The organism is Geodermatophilus sp. YIM 151500 (assembly GCF_025716945.1).
Taxonomy (GTDB): domain Bacteria; phylum Actinomycetota; class Actinomycetes; order Mycobacteriales; family Geodermatophilaceae; genus YIM-151500.
In genome coordinates this window covers 12499-32751 of record NZ_JAOVZT010000009.1, presented here as the reverse complement: position 1 = coordinate 32751, position 20253 = coordinate 12499, and the positions used below count along the sequence as shown (strand labels likewise).

The 20253-nt window shown below is 75.5% G+C and carries 20 protein-coding genes; 8 read left to right on the top strand and 12 right to left on the bottom strand.

From position 1 onward, the window contains the following. Positions 1-100: 100 nt before the first annotated feature. A complete protein-coding gene (locus tag OF117_RS15225) occupies positions 101-1036 on the bottom strand; it encodes an NADP-dependent oxidoreductase (RefSeq protein ID WP_263553689.1) in 936 nt (311 codons plus the stop codon). A gap of 347 nt (positions 1037-1383) precedes the next feature. Between OF117_RS15225 and OF117_RS15220 the strand changes: the two genes are divergently transcribed. After that, positions 1384-2103, top strand: a complete 720-nt coding sequence (locus OF117_RS15220; protein WP_263553688.1) for a DUF4230 domain-containing protein — start codon at positions 1384-1386, stop codon at positions 2101-2103. Positions 2104-2134: 31 nt separating this feature from the next. Here the strand turns inward: OF117_RS15220 and OF117_RS15215 are convergent, their stop codons facing one another. Then, entirely contained in the window at positions 2135-3331 is a 1197-nt protein-coding gene (locus tag OF117_RS15215; RefSeq protein WP_263553687.1) for an acyl-CoA dehydrogenase family protein, read from the bottom strand. 152 nt (positions 3332-3483) lie between these two features. On the opposite strand from OF117_RS15215, the gene OF117_RS15210 reads away from it, so the two are divergent. Then, the gene (locus OF117_RS15210; RefSeq protein ID WP_263553686.1) at positions 3484-3906 is read left to right on the top strand and encodes a DUF4190 domain-containing protein; all 423 of its coding nucleotides are present in this window, start codon (positions 3484-3486) and stop codon (positions 3904-3906) included. A 67-nt stretch (positions 3907-3973) separates the two neighbouring features. On the opposite strand, the gene OF117_RS15205 is transcribed toward OF117_RS15210, so the two are convergent. Both OF117_RS15205 and OF117_RS15200 read right to left on the bottom strand, forming a co-directional pair. Continuing rightward, positions 3974-4927, bottom strand: coding sequence for an HpcH/HpaI aldolase/citrate lyase family protein (locus tag OF117_RS15205; protein ID WP_263553685.1), 954 nt, complete (start codon positions 4925-4927; stop codon positions 3974-3976). A gap of 155 nt (positions 4928-5082) precedes the next feature. After that, the gene (locus tag OF117_RS15200) at positions 5083-5964 is read right to left on the bottom strand and encodes a PhzF family phenazine biosynthesis protein (RefSeq protein WP_263553684.1); all 882 of its coding nucleotides are present in this window, start codon (positions 5962-5964) and stop codon (positions 5083-5085) included. A 103-nt stretch (positions 5965-6067) separates the two neighbouring features. On the opposite strand from OF117_RS15200, the gene OF117_RS15195 reads away from it, so the two are divergent. Together OF117_RS15195 and OF117_RS15190 are read left to right on the top strand one after the other, a co-directional pair. Beyond that, the gene (locus OF117_RS15195; protein ID WP_263553683.1) at positions 6068-7306 is read left to right on the top strand and encodes a magnesium transporter MgtE N-terminal domain-containing protein; all 1239 of its coding nucleotides are present in this window, start codon (positions 6068-6070) and stop codon (positions 7304-7306) included. Beyond that, positions 7299-7856, top strand: a complete 558-nt coding sequence (locus tag OF117_RS15190) for a DUF1003 domain-containing protein (protein ID WP_263553682.1) — start codon at positions 7299-7301, stop codon at positions 7854-7856. Before OF117_RS15195 ends, OF117_RS15190 begins: the two co-directional genes overlap by 8 nt. 119 nt (positions 7857-7975) lie before the next feature. On the opposite strand, the gene OF117_RS15185 is transcribed toward OF117_RS15190, so the two are convergent. Next, positions 7976-8293: an AzlD domain-containing protein gene (locus tag OF117_RS15185; RefSeq protein ID WP_263553681.1), complete on the bottom strand. Its 318-nt coding sequence runs from the start codon at positions 8291-8293 to the stop codon at positions 7976-7978. Beyond that, positions 8290-9030, bottom strand: a complete 741-nt coding sequence (locus OF117_RS15180) for an AzlC family ABC transporter permease (protein WP_263553680.1) — start codon at positions 9028-9030, stop codon at positions 8290-8292. Before OF117_RS15180 ends, OF117_RS15185 begins: the two co-directional genes overlap by 4 nt. A gap of 208 nt (positions 9031-9238) precedes the next feature. On the opposite strand from OF117_RS15180, the gene OF117_RS15175 reads away from it, so the two are divergent. Further along, a complete protein-coding gene (locus tag OF117_RS15175) occupies positions 9239-10504 on the top strand; it encodes a GGDEF domain-containing protein (RefSeq protein WP_263553679.1) in 1266 nt (421 codons plus the stop codon). Between the two features lie 276 nt (positions 10505-10780). Continuing rightward, positions 10781-11932 (top strand): Mrp/NBP35 family ATP-binding protein, encoded by a 1152-nt coding sequence (locus OF117_RS15170; RefSeq protein ID WP_263553678.1) that lies wholly within the window; start codon positions 10781-10783, stop codon positions 11930-11932. Between the two features lie 780 nt (positions 11933-12712). On the opposite strand, the gene OF117_RS15165 is transcribed toward OF117_RS15170, so the two are convergent. From OF117_RS15165 to sigE, 4 genes are all read right to left on the bottom strand, one after another. Continuing rightward, the gene (locus OF117_RS15165) at positions 12713-13141 is read right to left on the bottom strand and encodes a twin-arginine translocase TatA/TatE family subunit (protein WP_263553677.1); all 429 of its coding nucleotides are present in this window, start codon (positions 13139-13141) and stop codon (positions 12713-12715) included. Between the two features lie 123 nt (positions 13142-13264). After that, positions 13265-14626: a S1C family serine protease gene (locus OF117_RS15160; protein ID WP_263553676.1), complete on the bottom strand. Its 1362-nt coding sequence runs from the start codon at positions 14624-14626 to the stop codon at positions 13265-13267. A gap of 206 nt (positions 14627-14832) precedes the next feature. Next, positions 14833-15417: an anti-sigma factor family protein gene (locus OF117_RS22150; protein WP_318014257.1), complete on the bottom strand. Its 585-nt coding sequence runs from the start codon at positions 15415-15417 to the stop codon at positions 14833-14835. 6 nt (positions 15418-15423) lie between these two features. After that, a complete protein-coding gene (gene sigE, locus OF117_RS15150; RefSeq protein ID WP_411969458.1) occupies positions 15424-16119 on the bottom strand; it encodes an RNA polymerase sigma factor SigE in 696 nt (231 codons plus the stop codon). A gap of 124 nt (positions 16120-16243) precedes the next feature. On the opposite strand from sigE, the gene OF117_RS15145 reads away from it, so the two are divergent. Then, complete coding sequence (locus OF117_RS15145) at positions 16244-16906, top strand: O-methyltransferase (RefSeq protein ID WP_263553674.1); 663 nt, start codon at positions 16244-16246, stop codon at positions 16904-16906. A 62-nt stretch (positions 16907-16968) separates the two neighbouring features. On the opposite strand, the gene OF117_RS15140 is transcribed toward OF117_RS15145, so the two are convergent. After that, positions 16969-17589 carry a 2'-5' RNA ligase family protein gene (locus OF117_RS15140; protein ID WP_263553673.1) on the bottom strand — a complete coding sequence of 207 codons (621 nt, stop codon included), beginning with the start codon at positions 17587-17589 and terminating at the stop codon, positions 16969-16971. After that, entirely contained in the window at positions 17582-18802 is a 1221-nt protein-coding gene (gene glgC, locus OF117_RS15135) for a glucose-1-phosphate adenylyltransferase (RefSeq protein WP_263553672.1), read from the bottom strand. Before glgC ends, OF117_RS15140 begins: the two co-directional genes overlap by 8 nt. A 93-nt stretch (positions 18803-18895) precedes the next feature. Between glgC and glgA the strand changes: the two genes are divergently transcribed. Beyond that, a complete protein-coding gene (gene glgA / locus OF117_RS15130; protein ID WP_263553671.1) occupies positions 18896-20059 on the top strand; it encodes a glycogen synthase in 1164 nt (387 codons plus the stop codon). Positions 20060-20253 lie beyond the last annotated feature (194 nt).

Here is a 20253-nt window from a genome sequence, read left to right as displayed (position 1 = left end):
CGAGGGTCCACCCGGCCGGCTCGCCGGCGGCCGATCGGCAGTTCGGCGGACGGCTGACCGGCGAGCCGTTCACCATCGGGAGCCATGCGGGGACGACCGGTCAGAAAGTGAGCACCAGCCGTCCCCGGACGCCGCCCGCGGCGAGCTGCCGGTGCGCCTCCGGGGCCTCCTCGGCCGGCAGGGTCCGGGCCACGCGCAGGGTCAGCACGCCCTCCTCGACCTGCTGCCGCAGCCGGTCGAGCGCCGCGCGGTCCTCGGCCATCCGGCGCACCCGCACCGGCAGCACCTCCACGCCGCGCCGGCCGTCGCCGCGGTAGCCGCGCACCGTGGCCACCCGCCCGCCGTCGCGGACGGCCGGCAGCACGGCGGCGTCCTGCACCGACCCGTCGGCGAGCCCGTCGACGCCGTCGGGGAACTCGGCTCTGATCCGCTCGGCCACGCCGTCGCCCCGGCGGACGACGACGTCGGCGCCGAGGGACCGCACCAGGCGCTCGTCGCGCTCGGCGGCGTCGGCGACGACGGTCAGCCCCTCGGCCTTGGCCAGCTGGACGACGTAGCCGCCGAACGCCCCGGCCGCTCCGGTGACCGCCAGCGTCGCGCCACGCGGCAGCGTCATCCGGTCGAGCGCCATCCGGGCGGTGAGCGCGTTCATCGGCAGGGTCGAGGCGGCGACGAGGTCGGCCCCGGCCGGCACCCGGACGACGGATCCGACGGGCAGCACGAGGTCCTCCCGGTAGCCGCCGTGCGCGCCGGTCGGGACGACGACCGCCATGACCTCGTCGCCGACCGCCAGGCCGTCGCTGCCCTCCCCCAGCGCGACGACGACTCCCGCGGCGTCCATCCCGGGGACCCACGGCGGTTGCTGCACCGGGTCACGGTCGGCGTAGGCGCCCTCCCGCAGGTGGGTGTCGGTGGGGCTGACCGCGGCGGCCCGCACCCGCACCCGCACCTGGCCGGGGCCGAGCGGCTCGTCCGGGACGTCGACCACGTGCAGGGCCTCCGGCCCGCCGAACCGGGTCACCCCGACAGCTCGCATACCTCCTGCCTAGCACGGGCACGCGGCGTGGCCGCCGTCCCCCCACAGCGCCCGGAGCCGGCGCCCGGACCTCGGGGCCACCCTGCTGCTGCCCCGTGCTGCGCGTGCCGTGCGCACGCGGAGCACGACGCCGCGGTCGACCGGCAGCAGCGCCCGGGCACCCTGTGCTCTGCGTGCCGCGCGCACGCAGAGCACAGGGGGCCCGGGGATGCCCGTGCCCGGCCGCGAGGTCCCCGCGACGGGTGGCGGGTACCGCGATCGGCCGTGCCGCGCCGGTCGCGGGGAATGCGGACGCACGCGCGGTGGCTGGAGGAGGAGAATCCAGCAGGACGCCATCGGAGGTGCGCATGCCCGCTCTGCTCCAGGACCGCCCGACGAGCACCGACGCTGCTGGGAGCGACGCAGGCCCCCGCCGGGGACGCGCCGCGCGCCGGCTGGTCGCGGCCGGCATCGGGGTCGCCCTCCTCGTACCGGCGGCCGTGCAGCTGCGCGACTGGCTGCCGGGCTTCGGGAACCCACTGGAGCAGCAGGTCGTCGACCGGAGCACGCCGCCGCTGATCCTCGCGCTCGAGGACCTGCAGGAGTACCACGCCGCGACGGGCACGTTCCAGGTCTTCCTCGACCGGGAGACCGACACGCCCTTCCTGCCCTCGGTGATCAGCGGCGAACGGGTCAGCTTCCTGGCCACCGGCACCGCCGACGCCTACGTCGACTTCGACGGTCTGGACGCCGGGCGGGTCGAGCTCTCGTCCGACGGCTCCTCGGCCACCATCGTGCTGCCGGCGCCCCGCATCGGGGACGTCCGGATCGATCCGGAGGGCAGCCGCGTCGTCGACCGCGACCGGGGGCTGGTCGAGCGGGTCGGCGGCGCCTTCGCCGAGAACCCGACGGACGACACCGAGCTGTACGCGGAGGCCGAGCGCCGCCTGGCCCGCGCGGCCGCCGACAGCGACCTGCGCGATCGCGCTGAAGAGAACACGCGGGACATGCTGACCACCCTCGCCCGGTCGCTGGGCGTGAGGGGGGTCGAGGTCCGGTTCGAGGAACCGCCCGGCGACGCCGGCTGACGCCGGCCGCGACGCGCTGCCGGGCCCGCGCTCAGCGGCGCAGCGCGTACTCCTTGAGCAACCCCCGGCTGATGATCGTCTTCTGGATCTCGCTGGTGCCCTCGCCGATGAGCAGGAACGGCGCCTCGCGCATGAGCCGCTCGATCTCGTACTCCTTGGAGTAGCCGTAGCCGCCGTGGATGCGGAACGCCTGGGTGGTCACCTCGGCGCAGTACTCGCTGGCCAGCAGCTTGGCCATGCCGGCCTCGACGTCGTTGCGCCGGCCACGGTCCTTCAACCGGGCGGCGTTGACCATCATCAGGTGCGCGGCCTCGACCTTGGTGGCCATCTCGGCGAGCTGGAACGCGATCGCCTGGTGCTCGGCGATCGGCTTGCCGAAGGTCTCCCGCTGCTGGGCGTAGGCGACGGCGAGCTCGAACGCACGGATGGAGATGCCGCAGGCCCGCGCCGCGACGTTGACCCGGCCGACCTCGACGCCGTCCATCATCTGGGCGAAGCCGCGGCCGGGCACCCCGCCGAGCACGGCATCGGCGCCGATCCGGAAGCCGTCGAACACCAGCTCGGTGGTGTCGACGCCCTTGTAGCCCATCTTGTCGATCTTGCCGGGGACGGACAGCCCCGGCAGCACCTCACCGAAGCCGGTGGGCTTCTCGACCAGGAAGGTCGTCAGGTTCTGGTGGGCCTTGCCCGCGCCCTCGTCGGTGCGGACCAGCGCCGCGACCAGCGTGGACGAGGCACCGTTGGTCAGCCACATCTTCTGGCCGTCGATCACGTACCCGTCGCCGTCCCGCACCGCCTTCGTGCGGATGCCGGCGACGTCGGACCCCAGGCCGGGCTCGGACATGGAGAACGCCCCCCGCACCTCGCCGGTGGCCATGCGCGGCAGCAGCCGCTCCTTCTGCTCCGGGGTGCCGTGCTGCAGCACCATGTAGGCCACGATGAAGTGCGTGTTGATCACCCCGGAGACGCTCATCCAGCCGCGGGCGATCTCCTCGACCACGAGCGCGTAGGTCAGCAGCGACTCGCCGAGACCGCCGTGCTCCTCGGGGATGGTCAACCCGAAGATGCCGAGCTCCTTGAGCCCGTCGACGATCTCCTGCGGGTAGACGTCACCGTGCTCCAGCTCCTGGGCGACCGGGATGATCTCCTTGTCGACGAAGCTCCGGACGGTCACCAGGATCTCCCGCTGGACGTCGGTCAGGTCGGCGGTCTGGGCCAGGCGGGCCATGGGAAGTCCTCTCGCAGGCGGCGCAGTCCGTGGTTACCGGTGAGTATGGGCCACTGGCGGGTGAACGACGGGTGCGCCTGGTCATGTCCGGGACCCACGGCGTCTACGGTTCCCGCCGACGGTGCTCCCTCCGAGGAACGGCAGGTCCGGCGATGGCCCAGGACGACTTCTACCGTGGCGACGCCACGGCGGGCGCGGGCGGCGCCGGGACGACCGGCCGGCCCGGGCAGGGTTCCCCCACCCCCGCGGCGCCCGGGTACGGCCCGCCGCCGTACGGGGCTCCGTACGGGCCCCCCGGCTACGCCGACCCGGCCTACGGGTACCCGGGCCCGTGGCGGCGGCCGACGAACACGAAGGCGATCCTCGCCCTGGTGATGGCGTTCGTCTTCGCACCGGTCGGCCTGGTGCTCGGCGTCATGGCGCGCAAGGAGATCCGCCGGACCGGCGAGGAGGGAGCCGGCCTGGCCCTGGCCGGGGTCATCGTGGGCGGCATCGTGACCGGCTTCTACGCGCTGCTCGTGGTCCTCTGGATCGCCGCCTTCGCCGCCTTCTCCACCGGCTCGTTCGCCCCCTGAGCAAGGGCCCCCGTGCCTCCCACCCCTCGCACGCCCGGAGCGGGACCCTGCACGGGGGCCGGAACGGTCAGCCCGCCGGGGGCGTGAAGGACGACGTCCGCGACAGGCCGGCCGCCCGGCCCTTGCCGGCGATGACCAGCGCCATCTTCCGGCTGGCCTCGTCGATCATCTCGTCGCCCAGCATCGCGGAACCCTTCGCGCCGCCGGCTTCGGACGTGTACCAGTCGTAGGCGTCGAGGATGAGCTCGGCGTGGTCGTAGTCCTCCTGCGAGGGCGCGTAGATCTCGTTGGCCGCGTCGATCTGCCCCGGGTGCAGCACCCACTTCCCGTCGAAGCCGAGGACGGCGGAGCGCATGGCCACCTCGCGGAAGGCATCCACGTCGCGGATCTGCAGGAACGGCCCGTCGATCGCCTGCACCCCGCGCGCCCGCGCGGCCATGAGGATCTGCATGAGGATGTAGTGGAACGGGTCGCCCGCGTAGTCGGGGTGCAGGGCGCCCACGACCAGTGACTTCATGTTGATGCTGGCCATGAAGTCGGCCGGGCCGAAGATGATCGTCTCGATCCGCGGGCTGGCGAACGCGATGTCGTTGACGTTGATCAGGCCCTGGGCGTTCTCGATCTGCGCCTCGATGCCGATCCGGCCGACGTCGAGGCCGTTGGCCTTCTCCACCTGGGTGAGCAGCAGGTCCAGCGCCCGCACCTGGGCCGCGTCGACGACCTTGGGCAGCATGATGCAGTCGAGCTCGGCGCCGGCGCCCTCGACGACCTCGATGACGTCGCGGTAGGTCCACTCCGTCGTCCAGTCGTTGACCCGGACGGTGCGGATCTTGCCCTCCCAGCCGCCCTCGTTCAGCGCCGCGACGATGTTCTTCCGGGCGCTCGGCTTGGCCAGCGGCGCGCAGGCGTCCTCCAGGTCGAGGAACACCTGGTCGGCCGGCAGCGTCTTCGCCTTCTCCAGGAAGCGCGGGTTGCTGCCCGGGACGGCCAGGTTCGAGCGGCGGGAGCGGAGCTCGGCCACGGTGCCTCCGTCGGGGTCGTGGGGGGCGGTCACCGGAGGCTAACCAGCCCCGGTGCGGCCGCCCGCGGGAGGTTGATCATCGCCGAGTGGTCGCCCGGCACGCCGGGGCGGGCAGCCACTCGACGATGATCACGGGGGACGGGCGGGGGGCTTCCTCAGGGCACGCGGATGCGACCGCTGGCCACCGGGACGACCGCGCCGTGCACCGACGCGGACGCCGCCCGCCCGCCCCCGGCCCGCACCGAACCGCGCAGCACCGACGGGCGGCCCAGCTTCTCCCCCTGCCGGACGACGTACTCCGCCGTCCCGTCCGGCGGCAGCAGGCCGGTCTCGACCAGCCAGACGCCGGTGGCCAGCGCGGCCGACCCGGTCGCCGGGTCCTCACCCCAGCGCAGATCGCCCGCGAAGCAGCGCGCGTACGCGGTCGAGGTCGCGGCGTCCCAGGAGAGCACCGAGACGCCCTCCCCGACGCCGAGCGCGTCGAGGGCACGGTGGTCGGGCGCGGCGCGGTCGACCACCTCGGGCCGCACCGACAGCACCGCCCACGGCAGCCCGCACCCGGTGACGAGCGCCGGCAGCCCGGTGGCGTCCGCGGCGTCCAGGCCGACGGCGGCTGCCAGCGCGACCGGATCCGGGCCGTCCTCGACCGTCGGGACGCCGCCGGTGAGCGTGGCGCCCGCGTCGTCGACGTCCAGGTCGAGCACGCCGGCGCCGCACTCCTGGCGCACCGTGCCGGCGGGCAGCCGGCCGGTGCGCACCAGCGTGTGCGCCGCCCCGACGCTCGGGTGCCCGGCGAAGGGCAGCTCGGCGAACGGCGTGAAGATGCGCACCCGGTAGTCGGCCCCGCCGTCAGCACCGCTGGGACTGGGCGCCGACAGGAACGACGTCTCCGACAGGTGGAACTCGAAGGCCAGCGCCTGGCACTGCTCGGTGGTCAGCCCGTCGGCGTCGAGGACGACGGCCAGCGGGTTGCCCGCGAACGCCCGCGGCGCGAACACGTCGACGACCTCGTACTCCACGGAGCGGGGGTGGTCCACGGCGCCGACGGTAGCCTCAGGCTCCGGCGACCGAGCTCGCGAGGTCGCGCAGGTACGCAGCACCGCCGGTCACGGGGCCGACGAGCGCCAGCGAGGAGGAGCCGTGACCACGGGAACGAGGGCGTACGTCTCCCGGCTGGCCGGGCTGACCGTCTTCGACCCCAACGGTGACCGGGTCGGCAAGGTCCGCGACGTCGTGGTGGCGCTCCGGGTGGGCAGCGCCCCGCCGCAGGCGCTCGGGCTGGTGGTCGAGGTGATCGGCCGCCGGCGGATCTTCGTGCCGATGGGCCGGGTGACCGCGGTCGACCCGGGCGCGGTGATGCTGGGCTCGGGCACGCTGAACCTCAAGCGCTTCGAGCAGCGTCCGGGCGAGACGCTGGTGCTCGGCGAACTGCTGGACCGCACGGTGCGCATCGCCGAGTCCGGCAGGAGCGCGCACGTCGTCGACGCCGCCCTGGAGCAGACCCGCACCGGCGACTGGGTCCTGTCGCGGCTCGCCGTCCAGGAGCCCGGCCGGCTCGGCCGCCGCGGGCAGCTGCACCAGCTGGCGTGGAACGAGGTCACCGGGCTCTCCCTGCCGCAGACCGGCCAGGGCGCCGAGACGCTGATCGCCACCTACCGCGAACTCAACGCGGCCGACCTCGCGCACGCGCTGCAGGACCTGCCGATCAAGCGACGGCACGAGGTGGCCGAGGCGCTGGACGACGAACGGCTGGCCGACGTCCTCGGCGAGCTGCCGGAGGCCGACCAGATCACCATCCTCGGCACCTTGGACGAGGACCGCGCGGCCGACGTCCTCGAGGTGATGGACCCCGACGACGCGGCCGACCTGCTGGCCGAGCTGTCGACGATCGACCGCAACCGGCTGCTGGAGCTCATGGCGCCCGACGAGGCCGAGCCGGTGCGCCAGCTGCTCAAGTACTCCGAGGACACCGCCGGCGGGATGATGACCAGCGAGCCGGTCATCCTCTCGCCCGACGCGACCGTGGCCGAGGCGCTGGCCCGGGTCCGCGACCCCGAACTCACCCCCGCGCTGGCCTCGCAGGTCTACGTCTGCCGGCCGCCGTCGGCGACCCCGACCGGGCGGTACGTGGGGCTGGCGCACATCCAGCGGCTGCTGCGCGAGCCGCCGTCCTCGCTGGTCAGCGGGTGCCTGGACGACCTGGACCCGCTCCGCCCGGAGGCGCCGCTGGGCGAGGTGACCCGCTACTTCGCCACCTACAACCTGGTCGCCGCGCCGGTGGTCGACGCCCAGGGACGGCTGGTGGGCGCGGTGAGCGTCGACGACGTGCTCGACCACCTGCTGCCCGACGACTGGCGGGAACGGGCGCGCCGTGGCTGAGGGCGCGCGGCTCGACGTCCCCCGGACCGGCGGCCGGCGGCTGAGCTCGCTCATCAAGCTCAACCCGGACGCCGTCGGCGCGACCGCCGAGACGATCGCCCGCTTCCTCGGCACCGGCCGGTACCTGGCGATCCAGACGATCCTCGTGATCGTGTGGATCGCGCTCAACGTCTTCGCGGTCACGCTGCGCTGGGACCCCTACCCGTTCATCCTGCTCAACCTGGCCTTCTCCACGCAGGCCGCCTACGCCGCGCCGCTGATCCTGCTCGCGCAGAACCGGCAGGCCGACCGTGACCGGGTGCAGGCCGAGGAGGACCGGGCGCGCGCCGCGACCACCCGCGCGGACACGGAGTACCTCGCCCGCGAGCTGGCCTCGCTGCGGGTGGCCGTCGGGGAGCTGGCCACCCGCGACTTCATCCGCAGCGAGCTCGCCCGGCTGGCCGAGGAGGACGCGGAGGAGGTCGAGCGGCGGGAACGCAAGGCGCGCAAGAAGCGGGAGCGGGAGGCGGCCGCGGTCGAGGCGGCGGCCGAGCCGGAGCCGCTCGGCTGACCGGCAGCCCGACCGGCGCCCCGGCTGACCGGCGGCCCGACCGGCGCCCCGGCTGGAGCGGCGCCCCGGCTGGGGGGGCGCCCCGGCTGAAGCGGCGCCCCGGCTGCACCGGTGGCTGTTCAGCCGCTCAGCACCGCGACGCCGGCGCCGGCCAGGCCGGCGAGCAGCAGGACGACGATGAACGGCGCCCGGAACGCCAGCGCGACGGCAGCCACCGCGAGCCCGACCAGCCGGCCGTCGAGCACGACGTCGTTGCCAGCGGTCGCCGCCTGCACGACGACGAGCGCGGCGAGCAGCGCGGCGGGGACGACGTCGACCACCCGCGCCACCCAGGGCTGATCCACCCAGGCAGCAGGCACCGACAGCCCGGCCAGCTTGAGCAGGTAGCAGCCGAGCGAGGCGGCGAGGACGACCGCCCACAGCGCCGTCCCGCTCACGACCGGCCCTCCCCCGGTCCGGGCTCCGGATCGGGGGCATCGCGGCGTCCCGGCCGTCGACGCCCCGGCCGTCCGGCGAGCACCACGGCCACCGCCGCGGCCAGCACCTGCACGCCGGGGGGCGCGACCGGCGTCAGCGCCAGGGCGACGACCGCGCCGCCGAGCGCCACCCGGCGCTGCACCTCGGCACCGGGGAAGCTGCGGCGCAGCCGCGGCCACAGCAGCGCCAGGAAGGCGGCCGGGACGACGGCGTCCAGCCCGGCGCGGGCCGTCTCGCCGAGCGCCGCGGCCCCCAGCGCGCCGGCCACCGTGGTCGCGTTCCAGGTCAGGTAGATCGTCGCCCCGCCGGCGACGAACGCCAGCCGGGCCAGCCGGCGGTCGGGGGCGGCCAGCGCGAGGGCGGTGGTCTCGTCGATGACCCAGTGCGCGGTGGCGGCGCGCACCGGGGCGCCGCGCGGTCGCAGCAGCGGCACCAGCCGGACGCCGTACACGGTGTTCCGCGTGCCGAGGAGCAGGGCGCTCCCGATCGCGGCGGGCGCGCTCCCACCGGCGCCCAGGACCCCGACGAGGGCGAACTGCGAGGCGCCGGTGAACATCAGCACCGACATCGCCATCGCCTGCCACACGTCCAGCCCCGCCGCGTCGGCCGCGGCGCCGAACGCGGCGCCGTACAGGCCGACGGCCAGCCCGAGCCCGATCGCGTCGCGCAACGTGGCCGAGCGGGCTAGGGACGACACTCGCGGCACCCTAGCGAGCGGCCGACCGCACGGCCGCGGGCCCGGGACGCGGTGCCGTCGGGGTTCTCCGGCTTTCCCGCGCGTGTTCACTGCAGGGGCTTCCGAAACGACTTCACCTGCAGGGGCTTCCGAAACGACCTCGGACCGACCAAAATGGCTGGTCCACGCGGGGGCGGGTGTCCTCCCCGCGCGACCCGGGAGGACGCCGGTGCAGCCACTGCAACGACCGCAGTCGGGCCGGACGCCGGTCGCCGTCCGACCGGTGGCCCGCACCGGGAGGGCGCCCGAGCCCGGACCGGCGTCCGCGGGCGGACGGGCGTCGGCGGGCGGACCCGCGACCGCGGAGCTGCGGGAGCGGGCCCGCACGTCCGGCTTGCTGATCGGCGTGCTGGCCGCCGTCATCGTGCCTGCCTGGTCGATGTTCGACGCCATCCTCGAACCGGCGCGCGCCACGAGTTTCACCGTGCTCCGGCTGGCCTGCACGGTGCCGGTCCTGCTGGTCACGTGGCTGCTCTGGCGTCATCCCCTCGGACGACGCCGTCCGGAGCTGCTGACCTTCGTGGTGATGGCCGTGGTGCAGGCGGAGATCGCCTGGATGGTCCCCCGGGTCGACAACGTCGAGTTCTACCTGCTCGGGTTCACCCTGCCGCTCTACGCGAGCGGCTGCCTGCTGGCCGCCCGCCCGTTCTGGACCGGCGCTCTCGTGGCCGCGTCGTGGGGGGCCCTCGGCCTCTCCGTCCTGACCGCTCCCGCTGCCATGCCCGCCACGGCGCTACTGGCGACCGCCATCTACCTGGCGACCGCGTCGGTGATCAGCGTGCTGGCGCACCACCGGCGGCACCTGCTGGCCGTCCGCGAGCTGACCGCCCGGCTCGACCTGGAGCGGGAGCAGGCCCGCGCGAGCGCGTTGCTGGAGCGCCTGGAACGGCTGAGCAACGAGGACGCGCTCACCGGGCTGGCCAACCGCCGGCGGTGGGACGCCGAGCTGGCGGCGACCTGCGCCGCCGCGCAGGAGCGCGGGACCAGCGTCGCGGTGGTGCTCGTCGACGTCGACCTGTTCAAGCAGGTCAACGATCGGTACGGCCACGCGGGCGGTGACCTCATGCTGCGCGACGTGGCCGACCTGCTGGCGGCGCGGGTGCGCGCCGGCGACCTCGTGGCCCGCGTCGGTGGTGACGAGCTCGCGCTGCTGCTGCCCGGCGCCGACGCCGGCCGCGCCTCGTCCCTGGCCGAGGAGGTGCGGCGCGACGCCCACTCCTTGCGACCGGCAGGCTTCGCCCCCAACGAGGTCAGCCTCTCCCTGGGCGTGGCCGTGGCCGCCGGCGACGACGCGACGCCGCACCGGCTGATGACCGTCGCCGACGCCCAGCTCTACCGGGCCAAGGAGACCCGCAACGCGGTGGCCGCCACCACCGTCGACGCGGCGGTCGGCCTGGCCGGCCCGTCCGCCGTCGTCCGGCCGCTGTCGGCGTAGGAATCCTGCGGCATAGGAAGCTATGCCCCCTGTCCGGCTGCCCAGGACGCAGGCATAGCTTCCTATGCCGCAGGATGACCGTGCCGCAGGATGACCGTGCCGCGGGATGACCGTGCCGCGGGATGTTCGGCCGGACGTCGCTGCGCAGCAGATCACCCCGCGGGGCCGCGGCCGGTCGCGCCGTCCGCCGTACAGTGGCAGGAGATCCGCGCGCAGGTCGGCCGCGGAGTCCGGCTGTCCGCCCGGGTCCCCCGTCGAAGGAGACAGACTCACACGATGTCCGACACGCTGACCGGCTCGCCGGCGCTGGACGCGATCAACGCCGCGCTGGCCACCGTCCAGGACCCGGAGATCAACCGCCCGCTGCCCGATCTGGGCATGGTCAAGGACGTGCGGATCGGCCCGGACGGCGCCGTCCGCGTCGAGGTGTACCTCACCGTCGCCGGCTGCCCGATGCGGGAGACGATCACCAGCCGGGTCACCGAGGCCGTGTCCGCCGTCCCCGGCGTCACCTCCGTGCAGGTCGCCCTCGACGTCATGAGCGACGAGCAGCGCGCCGAGTTGCGGCGGACGGTCCGCGGCACGGACGCCGCCGACCCGGTCATCCCGTTCTCCCAGCCCGGCTCGCTGACCCGCGTTTACGCCGTCGCCTCCGGCAAGGGCGGCGTGGGCAAGTCGTCGGTGACGGTCAACCTGGCCGCGGCGATGGCCAAGCGCGGGCTGTCGGTGGGTGTGGTGGACGCCGACATCTACGGCCACTCGGTGCCCCGCATGCTCGGCGTCGACGACAAGCCCACCCAGGTCGACAACATGATCATGCCGCCGCAGTCGTACGGCGTGAAGGTCATCTCCATCGGCATGTTCACCCCGGGCAACACCCCGGTGGTGTGGCGCGGGCCGATGCTGCACCGCGCGCTGCAGCAGTTCCTCGCCGACGTGTGGTGGGGCGACCTCGACGTCCTGCTGCTCGACCTGCCGCCCGGCACCGGCGACGTGGCGATCTCGGTCGCCCAGCTGCTGCCCAACGCCGAGATCCTCGTGGTGACCACGCCGCAGCAGGCCGCCGCCGAGGTGGCCGAGCGGGCCGGCGCTATCGCCACCCAGACCCACCAGCAGGTGGTCGGCGTCATCGAGAACATGTCATGGCTGGAGCTGCCCGACGGCTCGCGCATGGAGGTCTTCGGCTCCGGCGGTGGCGAGGCGGTCTCCGACGCGCTCACCCGCACCCTCGGGGCGCGGGTGCCGCTGCTCGGCCAGATCCCGCTCGACACCCGGCTCCGCGAGTCCGGCGACGCCGGCGCCCCGATCGTGCTGGCCGATCCCGGCACGCCCGCCGCCCAGGCGCTGGCCACGGTCGCCGACTCGCTGGTCACCCGTCAGCGGGGCCTGTCCGGCATGTCGCTGGGTCTCACCCCGGTCCGGCGGTAGGTCCCACCGCCTCCGGGGCGGGTTCGGCCGGTCCGCGAGGGGCCCCCCTCCCCGTGCGGCGGACGAGCAGCCAGCTCGCAACCCCGCAGGCGGCCACGCCCACCGCCCACCGCACGGCGGCGATGCCCGGCTCGTCCCCCGACCAGCGCGGCAGCCACACCATCTCGGCCGCCGCCCCGACCGGCACGGTCAGCGCGGCGAGCAGGCCGACTCGTCCGCCCCGCCCGACGCCGGCACCCCCCCCGGCCGAGGACGGAACCCAGGACGACGCCAACCGGCCACCACACGGCCAGCTCGCCCCCGTAGAGGGATGACGGCTCGTCCCGCAGGACGGCGTCGGCGAGATGGTAGGCCGTGCTGCACGCGACCAGGGCGAGCGCGCCCGCGCCGGCACCCCGGAGCCGCGTGCCGGCCAGCCGGCCGGCCAGCACGGCCAGGCCGCCCCACACCCATCCGGCGTTGAGCACGAAGCTCGCGCCGGCCGCCGCCGGGGGCAGCGCGTTGGTCCAGGACGAGGTGACCCCGAGGGCTGCCCCGAGCACCGGGGCGACGAGCGGGCCGGGCAGGCGCGGCATCCCGGAAGGATGGCAGCCGACCGGAAGGGAGGGCCGCCGCTCCGGCGTGGACACGCGTGCGAGGTCGTCGTCCGGGGGAGAGGACGACCGCGGTGCCGCGCGCGGTGCCCGCGCCGGCGGTCCGCGCATGTCGTGGTTCGTGCGTGCGCCCGGGGTCCCACAGGACCCGTTGTGCGCGGGTGACGCCCGAGATGCGGAGCCGGGGTCAGGTCGCGTCGGGGTCGAAAGGCGGCGGCGTGCTGCGGTCGCGCGAACGGGCGGCGGCGTGCGCGGTCACCGTCGCGGCGGCGGCCGCGGCGCCGGCGCGGTGCCCCGTGCCGGGGCGGTGCACCGCACCGGCCCGGCCGGTCCCGGTTCCGCGGCGGACCGGCGGCAGGTCGTCGTCGTCACCGAGCAGCTGGTTCCGGATGAAGGTCCGCGGGTGGTACTGCCGGAAGTCGACGTCGCGCAGGTGGGGGAAGTCGTCACCGAGCGACTCGTCGACCTGCGCGCGGACGCCGGTGATGGCGCGGCGCACCTTCTTCAGCCCGGACGCCGCGTCGCGGGCCAGCGAGGGCAGCCGTTCGGGGCCGAAGATGAACAGCGCGGCGAGCGCCAGGACGACGATCTCGCCCCAGCCGATCGAGTCGAACACCTGCGCTCCTCTCGCGTGCGTGCCGCGGCCCGCCGTCGAGGGTAGGCGCGCCGCCCCGGACGGGAGGCCGTGCGCGGCTGCGGCCCCGGTCCGGGCCCGCGGGGCATGGCGGGTACGGAGCGCTCAGGCCTCGCCGAGCGTCGCCTGCAGCTCGACCGACGCGCCGTCGCGGACCACCTCGAGCGTGACCTGGTCGCCGGGCTCGCGGGCGTCGACGGCGACCACCAGCTCCTCCGAGCTGCCCACCGGCTCGCCCTCCAGGCCGATGACGACGTCCTGCTCGCGGATGCCGGCGCCGGCGGCGGCGCTCCCGGGCTCCACGTTGAGCACCAGCGCGCCGTTGCGCGTGCCGTCGGTGACCGACCGGGTGTTGACGCCCAGCGTGGCGTGCACCGCCTCGCCGGTCGCGATCAGCTGCTCGGAGATGTCGCGCACCGTGTCGATCGGGATGGCGAAGCCCAGGCCGATCGACCCGCCGCCGGTGCCCGTGCCGCCGAGCGAGGCGATCGCGGTGTTGATGCCGATGACCGCGCCGGAGGCGTCGACCAGCGCGCCGCCGGAGTTGCCCGGGTTGATCGGCGCGTCGGTCTGCACGGCGCTGATGACGGCGTTGGTGTCGCTGCCGCCGCCGGACAGCCGCACCGGCCGGTCGAGCGCGCTGACGATGCCGCTGGTCACCGTGCCGGCCAGCCCGAGCGGCGAGCCGATGGCGACGACCGGGTCGCCGACGACGACGCTGTCGGACGAGCCGAGCGCGGCGGGCACCAGTCCGGGCTTCTCCACCTTGAGGACGGCGAGGTCGCTGGCCGGGTCGCGCCCGACGATGCGCGCGGCCGAGCCGCTGCCGTCGTCGAACACGACGCGGATCTCCGCGCCCTCGACGCCGTCGGCACCGGAGACGACGTGGTTGTTGGTGACGACGTAGCCGTCGTCGGCCTCGATCACCACGCCCGAGCCGGTCGCTCCGGCCTGGCCGAGGCGCACCTCGACGGAGACCACCGCGGGCGTGACGCGGGCGGCGATGTCGGACACCGAGCCCGGCTCCCGGGTGATGCCCGGGTCGACCTCGGACAGCCGGGTGCCGGGGGCCAGCAGCGGCGTCTCCCCGGCCGTGCGGGTCAGCCACCAGCCGACGCCACCGCCGAGCGCGCCGACCAGCAGGACGGCGAGCAGCACGAGCGCGGACAGCCGCACCGACAGGTCGCCGACGCGGACCCGGCGCCGGCCGCGGGCGTCGACGACGACCGGGCCGGGCTGGACCTCCTCCGACGGGTAGACCGCGGGCCCACCGAGTCCGGCCGGCGCGGCGGGGTCGCGCCACGGGTCGGAGCGCGCGTCGGCCTTCCACCACGGGCCGCGCGAGGTGCGCCGCCGTCCCGGGCGCCCGCCGGGCGGCTCCTGCAGCCCGGTGCGGACCGCGCCGGGTGGGCCGAAGGCGCGCAGCAGCGCCTCCGGCGGCGGAGGCGGGACCGGGCGCGCCGGCACGGGAGGCCGGTCGGCGCCGAAGCTGCCGGCCACCTCGGCGGGGCGGCCGAAGACGGCCTGCTGGCCGGGCGCGGGCGGCGCGGGCTCGGCGGGCCGGGTGGCCAGCCGCTCGGGCGCGTCGAAGCCGCCGGTCTCCCCGGCGGGGCGCCGGAAATCGGCCTCGGAGAGCTGGGGGTCGTCCGGGGCGCGGCGGTCCGACGGCGCGCTCAGGGTGTTCCGCCCGGGCCGGGGACCGACAGGACCGACGCGGTGCCCGCGTTGAAGGTCCGGACCGGGGGTGGGACGACCTCGGTGCGCTCCTCGGGGAGCGTGGGACCGGCGACCGTGCCGCGGGCCCCCTCGTCCGGCCCGCTGCCCGGCAGGGTCAGCGCCATCAGGGTCACGCCGAGACCGAGGCCGGCGACCGTGCCGGCGACGCCGCGCCGCAACCACCGCGCGGTGCCCGGCCGCGGCGGGACGTCCTGCGGCCGCAGGTCGACCGACCAGCCGCCGGAACCGCCGTCGACGGTCAGCTCACCGGCGCCGGCGCGCAGCGTGCCGAGGCCGCTGCTGCCCGGGACGTCGGCGCTGAACGGGATGGCCACCAGCCGGGACAGCAGGTCACCGGGGACGGCGACCTCCGCGCACTCGTGCAGCGCGTCCTTCGCCTCCTGCTGCGCCGCGACCGCCATGCGGCACTGCGCGCAGCGGGAGAGGTGCCGCGCGGCCCGGCCCGCGGGGCCGGGCGGCAGCTCGCCGTCGACCAGGGCGGCGATCGCCTCCTGCGCCAGGTGGCTCTCCGGGATGCTCACCGGCCCTCATCCCTCCTCGGCGGCGGTGCCCACCCGGCGCGGCGCGAGGTGTGCCAGGGCCTGGCGCAGCTGCACCCGGCCCCGGTGGATGCGGCTGCGCACGGTGCCGAGCTTGATGCCCAGCGTCGCCGCGATCTCCTCGTAGGTCAGACCTTCGATGTCGCACAGGACGACGGCCACGCGGAACTCCGGGGAGAGCGCGTCGAGGGCCGCCTGGACCTGCGGGTCGAGGTGGGTGTCGGCGTACACCTGCTCCGGGCTGGGCGCGGTGCCGGGCAGCCGCTCGGTGTCGTCGGGCAGCGCGTCGAAGCGGATCCGCTGGCGCCGCCGCACCATGTCGAGGAACAGGTTGGTCGTGATGCGGTGCAGCCAGCCCTCGAAGGTGCCGGGCGAGAAGTCGGCCAGCGACCGGAATACCCGGACGAACGTCTCCTGGGTGAGGTCCTCGGCGTCCTGCGCGTTGCCCGACAGGCGGTAGGCCAGCCGGTAGACGCGGGCCGAGTGGTCGCGCACGACCTGCTCCCACGTCGGCGCCACCCACACGTCACCGCCGCCTCCGGGCGCCCGGGCAGGCTCGGGCTCGCCGGCGGAGGTTCCGGCGGGGACGACGGCGTCGGACACGGTCCCAGGATCGCAGACCGCGGCCGCCGTGACCTCCCCGGCGTCGTCCTGTCGGGGGGAGGCGGCTCTCAGCAGGCGCACGTCCGGATCAACGGGCGGCCGAGGAGGCGGTGTTCCCGCCGCAGCCGGTTCCCAGCCGACTCACAGGTCCCGGCCGTGCGGCGGCGTGCGCGGCGCCGCCGGGCGCGGCATCTACCCTCGCCCGGTGACGAGCGCCGGAGGACCGCCGCCGGCCGGCGGCAGCACCGACGGCGCCGGGTACGCCGACCGCTACGCCGCGGAGGGTCCCGAGCTGGTCGCCGCCCGGTCCCGCGCGGCCCGGCTGCGGGGCGCCCCGCCGGTGGAGCCCGCGGTCGGCGCCACCCTGGCCGTCCTGGCGTCCGGGCTCGAGGCCCGCGCCGTGGTCGCGATCGGCAGCGGCGGTGGCGTGGCCGGGTTGTGGCTGCTGCGCGGGATGCGGCCCGACGGGGTGCTCACCGCCCTGGACGGCGACCCCGAGCAGCTGCGTGCGGCCCGGGCGGCGTTCGCCGAGGCCGGCGTTCCGCCGTCCCGGACCCGGCTCATCTACGGCACCCCGGCCGAGGTGCTGCCCCGCCTCTCCCCCGGCGCCTACGACCTGGTGAGCTGCGCCGGCCCGCCCGGCGAGTTCGCCGGCCAGCTGCCCGCGCTGCTCGGCCTGCTCCGGACGGGCGGCACGCTGGTCTGCCACGGGCTGCTGGCCGGTGGCCGAATCGCCGACCGCACGGCCCGCGACCCGCAGACGGTGGCGTGGCGGGAGCTCGCCCGCGCCGTCCGGGAGGACGAGTCGCTGCTGTCGGCCGTCCTCCCCGTGGGGGCGGGCGTGCTGGTGGCGACCCGCCGGGCCTGAAGCAGGCCCTGTCCCGAGGCTCGCGCCGAGCGTACGAGGCGTGAGGAGGACGGTGTCCTTTCTCAGCGGAAGGCGTGCTCGGCGACCGGCTCCCAGGGCCCGCCGAGGTAGCGCCACAGACCCAGCCCGCGGGCGGGCACCGTCTCCGGCGCGAAGGCCGCGGCCAGCCGGGCGTGCAGCTCGCGGGCGGTGGCGGGGGCGACCTTGTTCTGCACGGTCACGTGGGGGGCGTGGCGCTGCCGGTCCTGCGGGGTGAGCCACGGCCGCCAGGCGTCGGCCAGGCGGGCGCGCAGCTCGGTGAGCTCGGCCGAGGCCAGCGTGTAGGCGACACCGCGGCCGAGGAACCGGACGCCGGTGACCTCCACGTCGAACGCGGGGCGGTCGGCGGCGGTGGCCAGCCCGGCGTCGACGGCGTCCCGGTGCTCGCCGGGCAGCGCGTGGAACAGGGTGACGTGCGCGGCGAGGTGGTTGCGCTCCGGCGGGAAGTGCTCGGCGCGCAGCCGGTCGAACCGCTGCTGCGCCTCGTCGGCGAGCAGCAGCGTGACGACCAGGGGCGACGGGCTGGAACGGCCCTCGTGAAGGGGCTCGGACCGAGCGGAGCGAGGTCCGGGGGGTGCACGGACCCCGTCCCGCTCACCCCTGGCAGGCTCGGGGCGAGCCTCCGGACGGGGCCGTTCACACAACGGCCCGGGCGCCCTTGCCCAGCACCGCGACCCCGCCCTCGCTGACGTGGTAGCGCTCTCGGTCGGCGGCGAGATCGACGCCGATCCGGGCCCAGGACGGGACGACGACGTTCTTGTCGAGGATGGCCCGCCGGACGAAGGCACCCTCGCCGACGACGACGCCGTCCATGAGCACGCTGTCCTCGACCCGCGCGCCGCGCTCGATGCGCACGCCGGGCGAGACCACGCAGTTGTGCACCGAGCCGCCGCCGATGATCGCCCCGGCGCTGACCATCGACTCCTCGGCGCGACCGCCGAGCACGAACTTGGCCGGCGGCTGCTGCGGCGGGAGGGAGTAGATCGGCCAGCGGTCGTTGTAGAGGTTGAAGACCGGGGTGACCGACACCAGGTCCATGTGCGCGTCGAAGTAGGCGTCGATGGTCCCGACGTCGCGCCAGTAGCCGTGGTCGCGCTCGGTGGCGCCGGGGACGATGTTGGTGGAGAAGTCGTAGACGTACGCGTCCCCGGACGCCGAGAGCATCGGCATGATCGAGCCGCCCATGTCGTGCGCGGAGTCCTCGTCGACGGCGTCCTTGCGCAGGGCCTCGAGCAGCGCGTCGGTGGTGAAGACGTAGTTGCCCATCGAGGCGAAGCTCTCCTCGGGCGAGTCGGGCAGGCCGGGCGGGTCGGCCGGCTTCTCGAGGAACCCGAGCACCTTGCCCTCGGCGTCGGCGTCGATGACGCCGAACGCGGTCGCGTCGGACCGGGGCACCCGCAGGCCGGCGATGGTCACCCCGGCGCCGGTCTGCACGTGCTGCTCGATCATCTGACCGGGATCCATGCGGTACACGTGGTCGGCGCCGAAGACGACGACGATGTCGGGCCGCGCGTCGTAGATCAGGTTGAGGCTCTGGAAGATCGCGTCGGCGCTGCCGGTGTACCAACGCGGGCCGAGGCGCTGCTGCGCCGGCACGGGGGTGATGTAGTTGCCGAGCAGCGACGACATCCGCCAGGTCGTGGTGATGTGCCGGTCGAGGCTGTGGCTCTTGTACTGGGTCAGGACGGCGATCTGCCGGATCTCCGCGTTGACCAGGTTGGACAGCACGAAGTCGACGAGGCGGTAGTTGCCGCCGAACGGCACCGCGGGCTTGGCCCGGTCCGCCGTCAGCGGCGCCAGCCGCTTGCCTTCCCCACCAGCCAGGACGATGCCGAGCACCCGTGGACCGCCGCGCATGTCACGCAACGTAGCCGGTGAACGGCGACCGCGCCCCTCCCGGCTGCGCGGTCTCGACTCCTCCTGGCGGCGCCTCCCCCCTAGGGTGGCGCCGTGCGCATCGGCATCGTGACCAGGGAATGGCCGCCGGACGTCTACGGCGGGGCCGGGGTCCACGTCGAGCACCTGGTCGCGGCGCTGCGCGCGCTGCCGGCCGGGCCGGAGCTCGACGTCCACTGCTTCGGCGCTCCGCGGCCGGACGCCACCGCCCACGGCGTCCCCCCGGGTCTGGCCGGCGCCAACGGCGCCCTGCAGGCGCTCGGCGTCGACGTCGAGATGGCCGGTGCGCTCGCCGACGTCGACCTCGTGCACTCGCACACCTGGTACGCCAACGGCGCCGGGCTGTTCGCGAACCTCGTCCACGGCCTCCCGCACGTGGTCAGCGCGCACTCCCTGGAGCCGCGCCGCCCGTGGAAGGCCGACCAGCTCGGCGGTGGCTACCGGTTGTCCTCCTGGGTGGAGCGGACGGCGTACCTCGCCGCCGACGCGGTGATCGCGGTGAGCGCCGGGATGCGCGACGACGTCCTGGCCGTCTACCCCGAGCTCGACCCGGGCCGGGTGCACGTCGTGCACAACGGCGTCGACGCCGAGGCCTACCGGCCGGTGCACGAGCCCGGCACCGTGCGCGCGCTCGGCGTCGACCCCGACCGCCCGTACGCGCTGTTCGTCGGCCGGATCACCCGGCAGAAGGGCGTGCCCCACCTGCTCGCCGCCGCCGAGCAGCTGCCCGAGGACGCCGGGCTCGTGCTCTGCGCCGGCGCGGCCGACACCCCGGCCGAGCGCCAACAGGTCGCCGACGCGGTCGAGCGGCTGCAGGCCAAGCGGCCCGGCGTCGTGTGGATCGAGCAGATGCTCCCCCGCGACCAGCTCGTGCCGCTGATCACCGGCGCCACGGTGTTCGTCTGCCCGTCGGTCTACGAGCCGCTGGGCATCGTGAACCTCGAGGCGGCGGCCTGCGGGACGGCGGTGGTGGCCAGCGCGGTCGGCGGCATCCCCGAGGTGGTCGCCGACGGGCGCACCGGCCTGCTCGTCCCCTACGACCCCGACGACGTCCGGGCCTTCGAGGAGGGGCTGGCCGCGCGCACCGCCGAGCTGCTCGCCGACCCCGACCGGGCCACCGCGATGGGCGCCGCCGGCCGGGAGCGGGTGCTGTCGGAGTTCGGCTGGCCGGCCATCGCCCAGCAGACCGTCGAGGTCTACACCGACGTGCTGCGGTGACGACGCTATGACATCGCGATCCTCCGGATCGCACCGCGGCCACGTGCCGTTCCCAGTTGCCGCTGAGCCCATCCGTGCCCCGCGCCGGGAGGCCTCCGGCCCCCACGTCCCGGACCACCACCCGGCCCACCACCCGCCGCTCCCCGGGCGCCGCTGAGCCCATCCGTGCCCCGCGCCGGGAGGCCTCCGGCCCC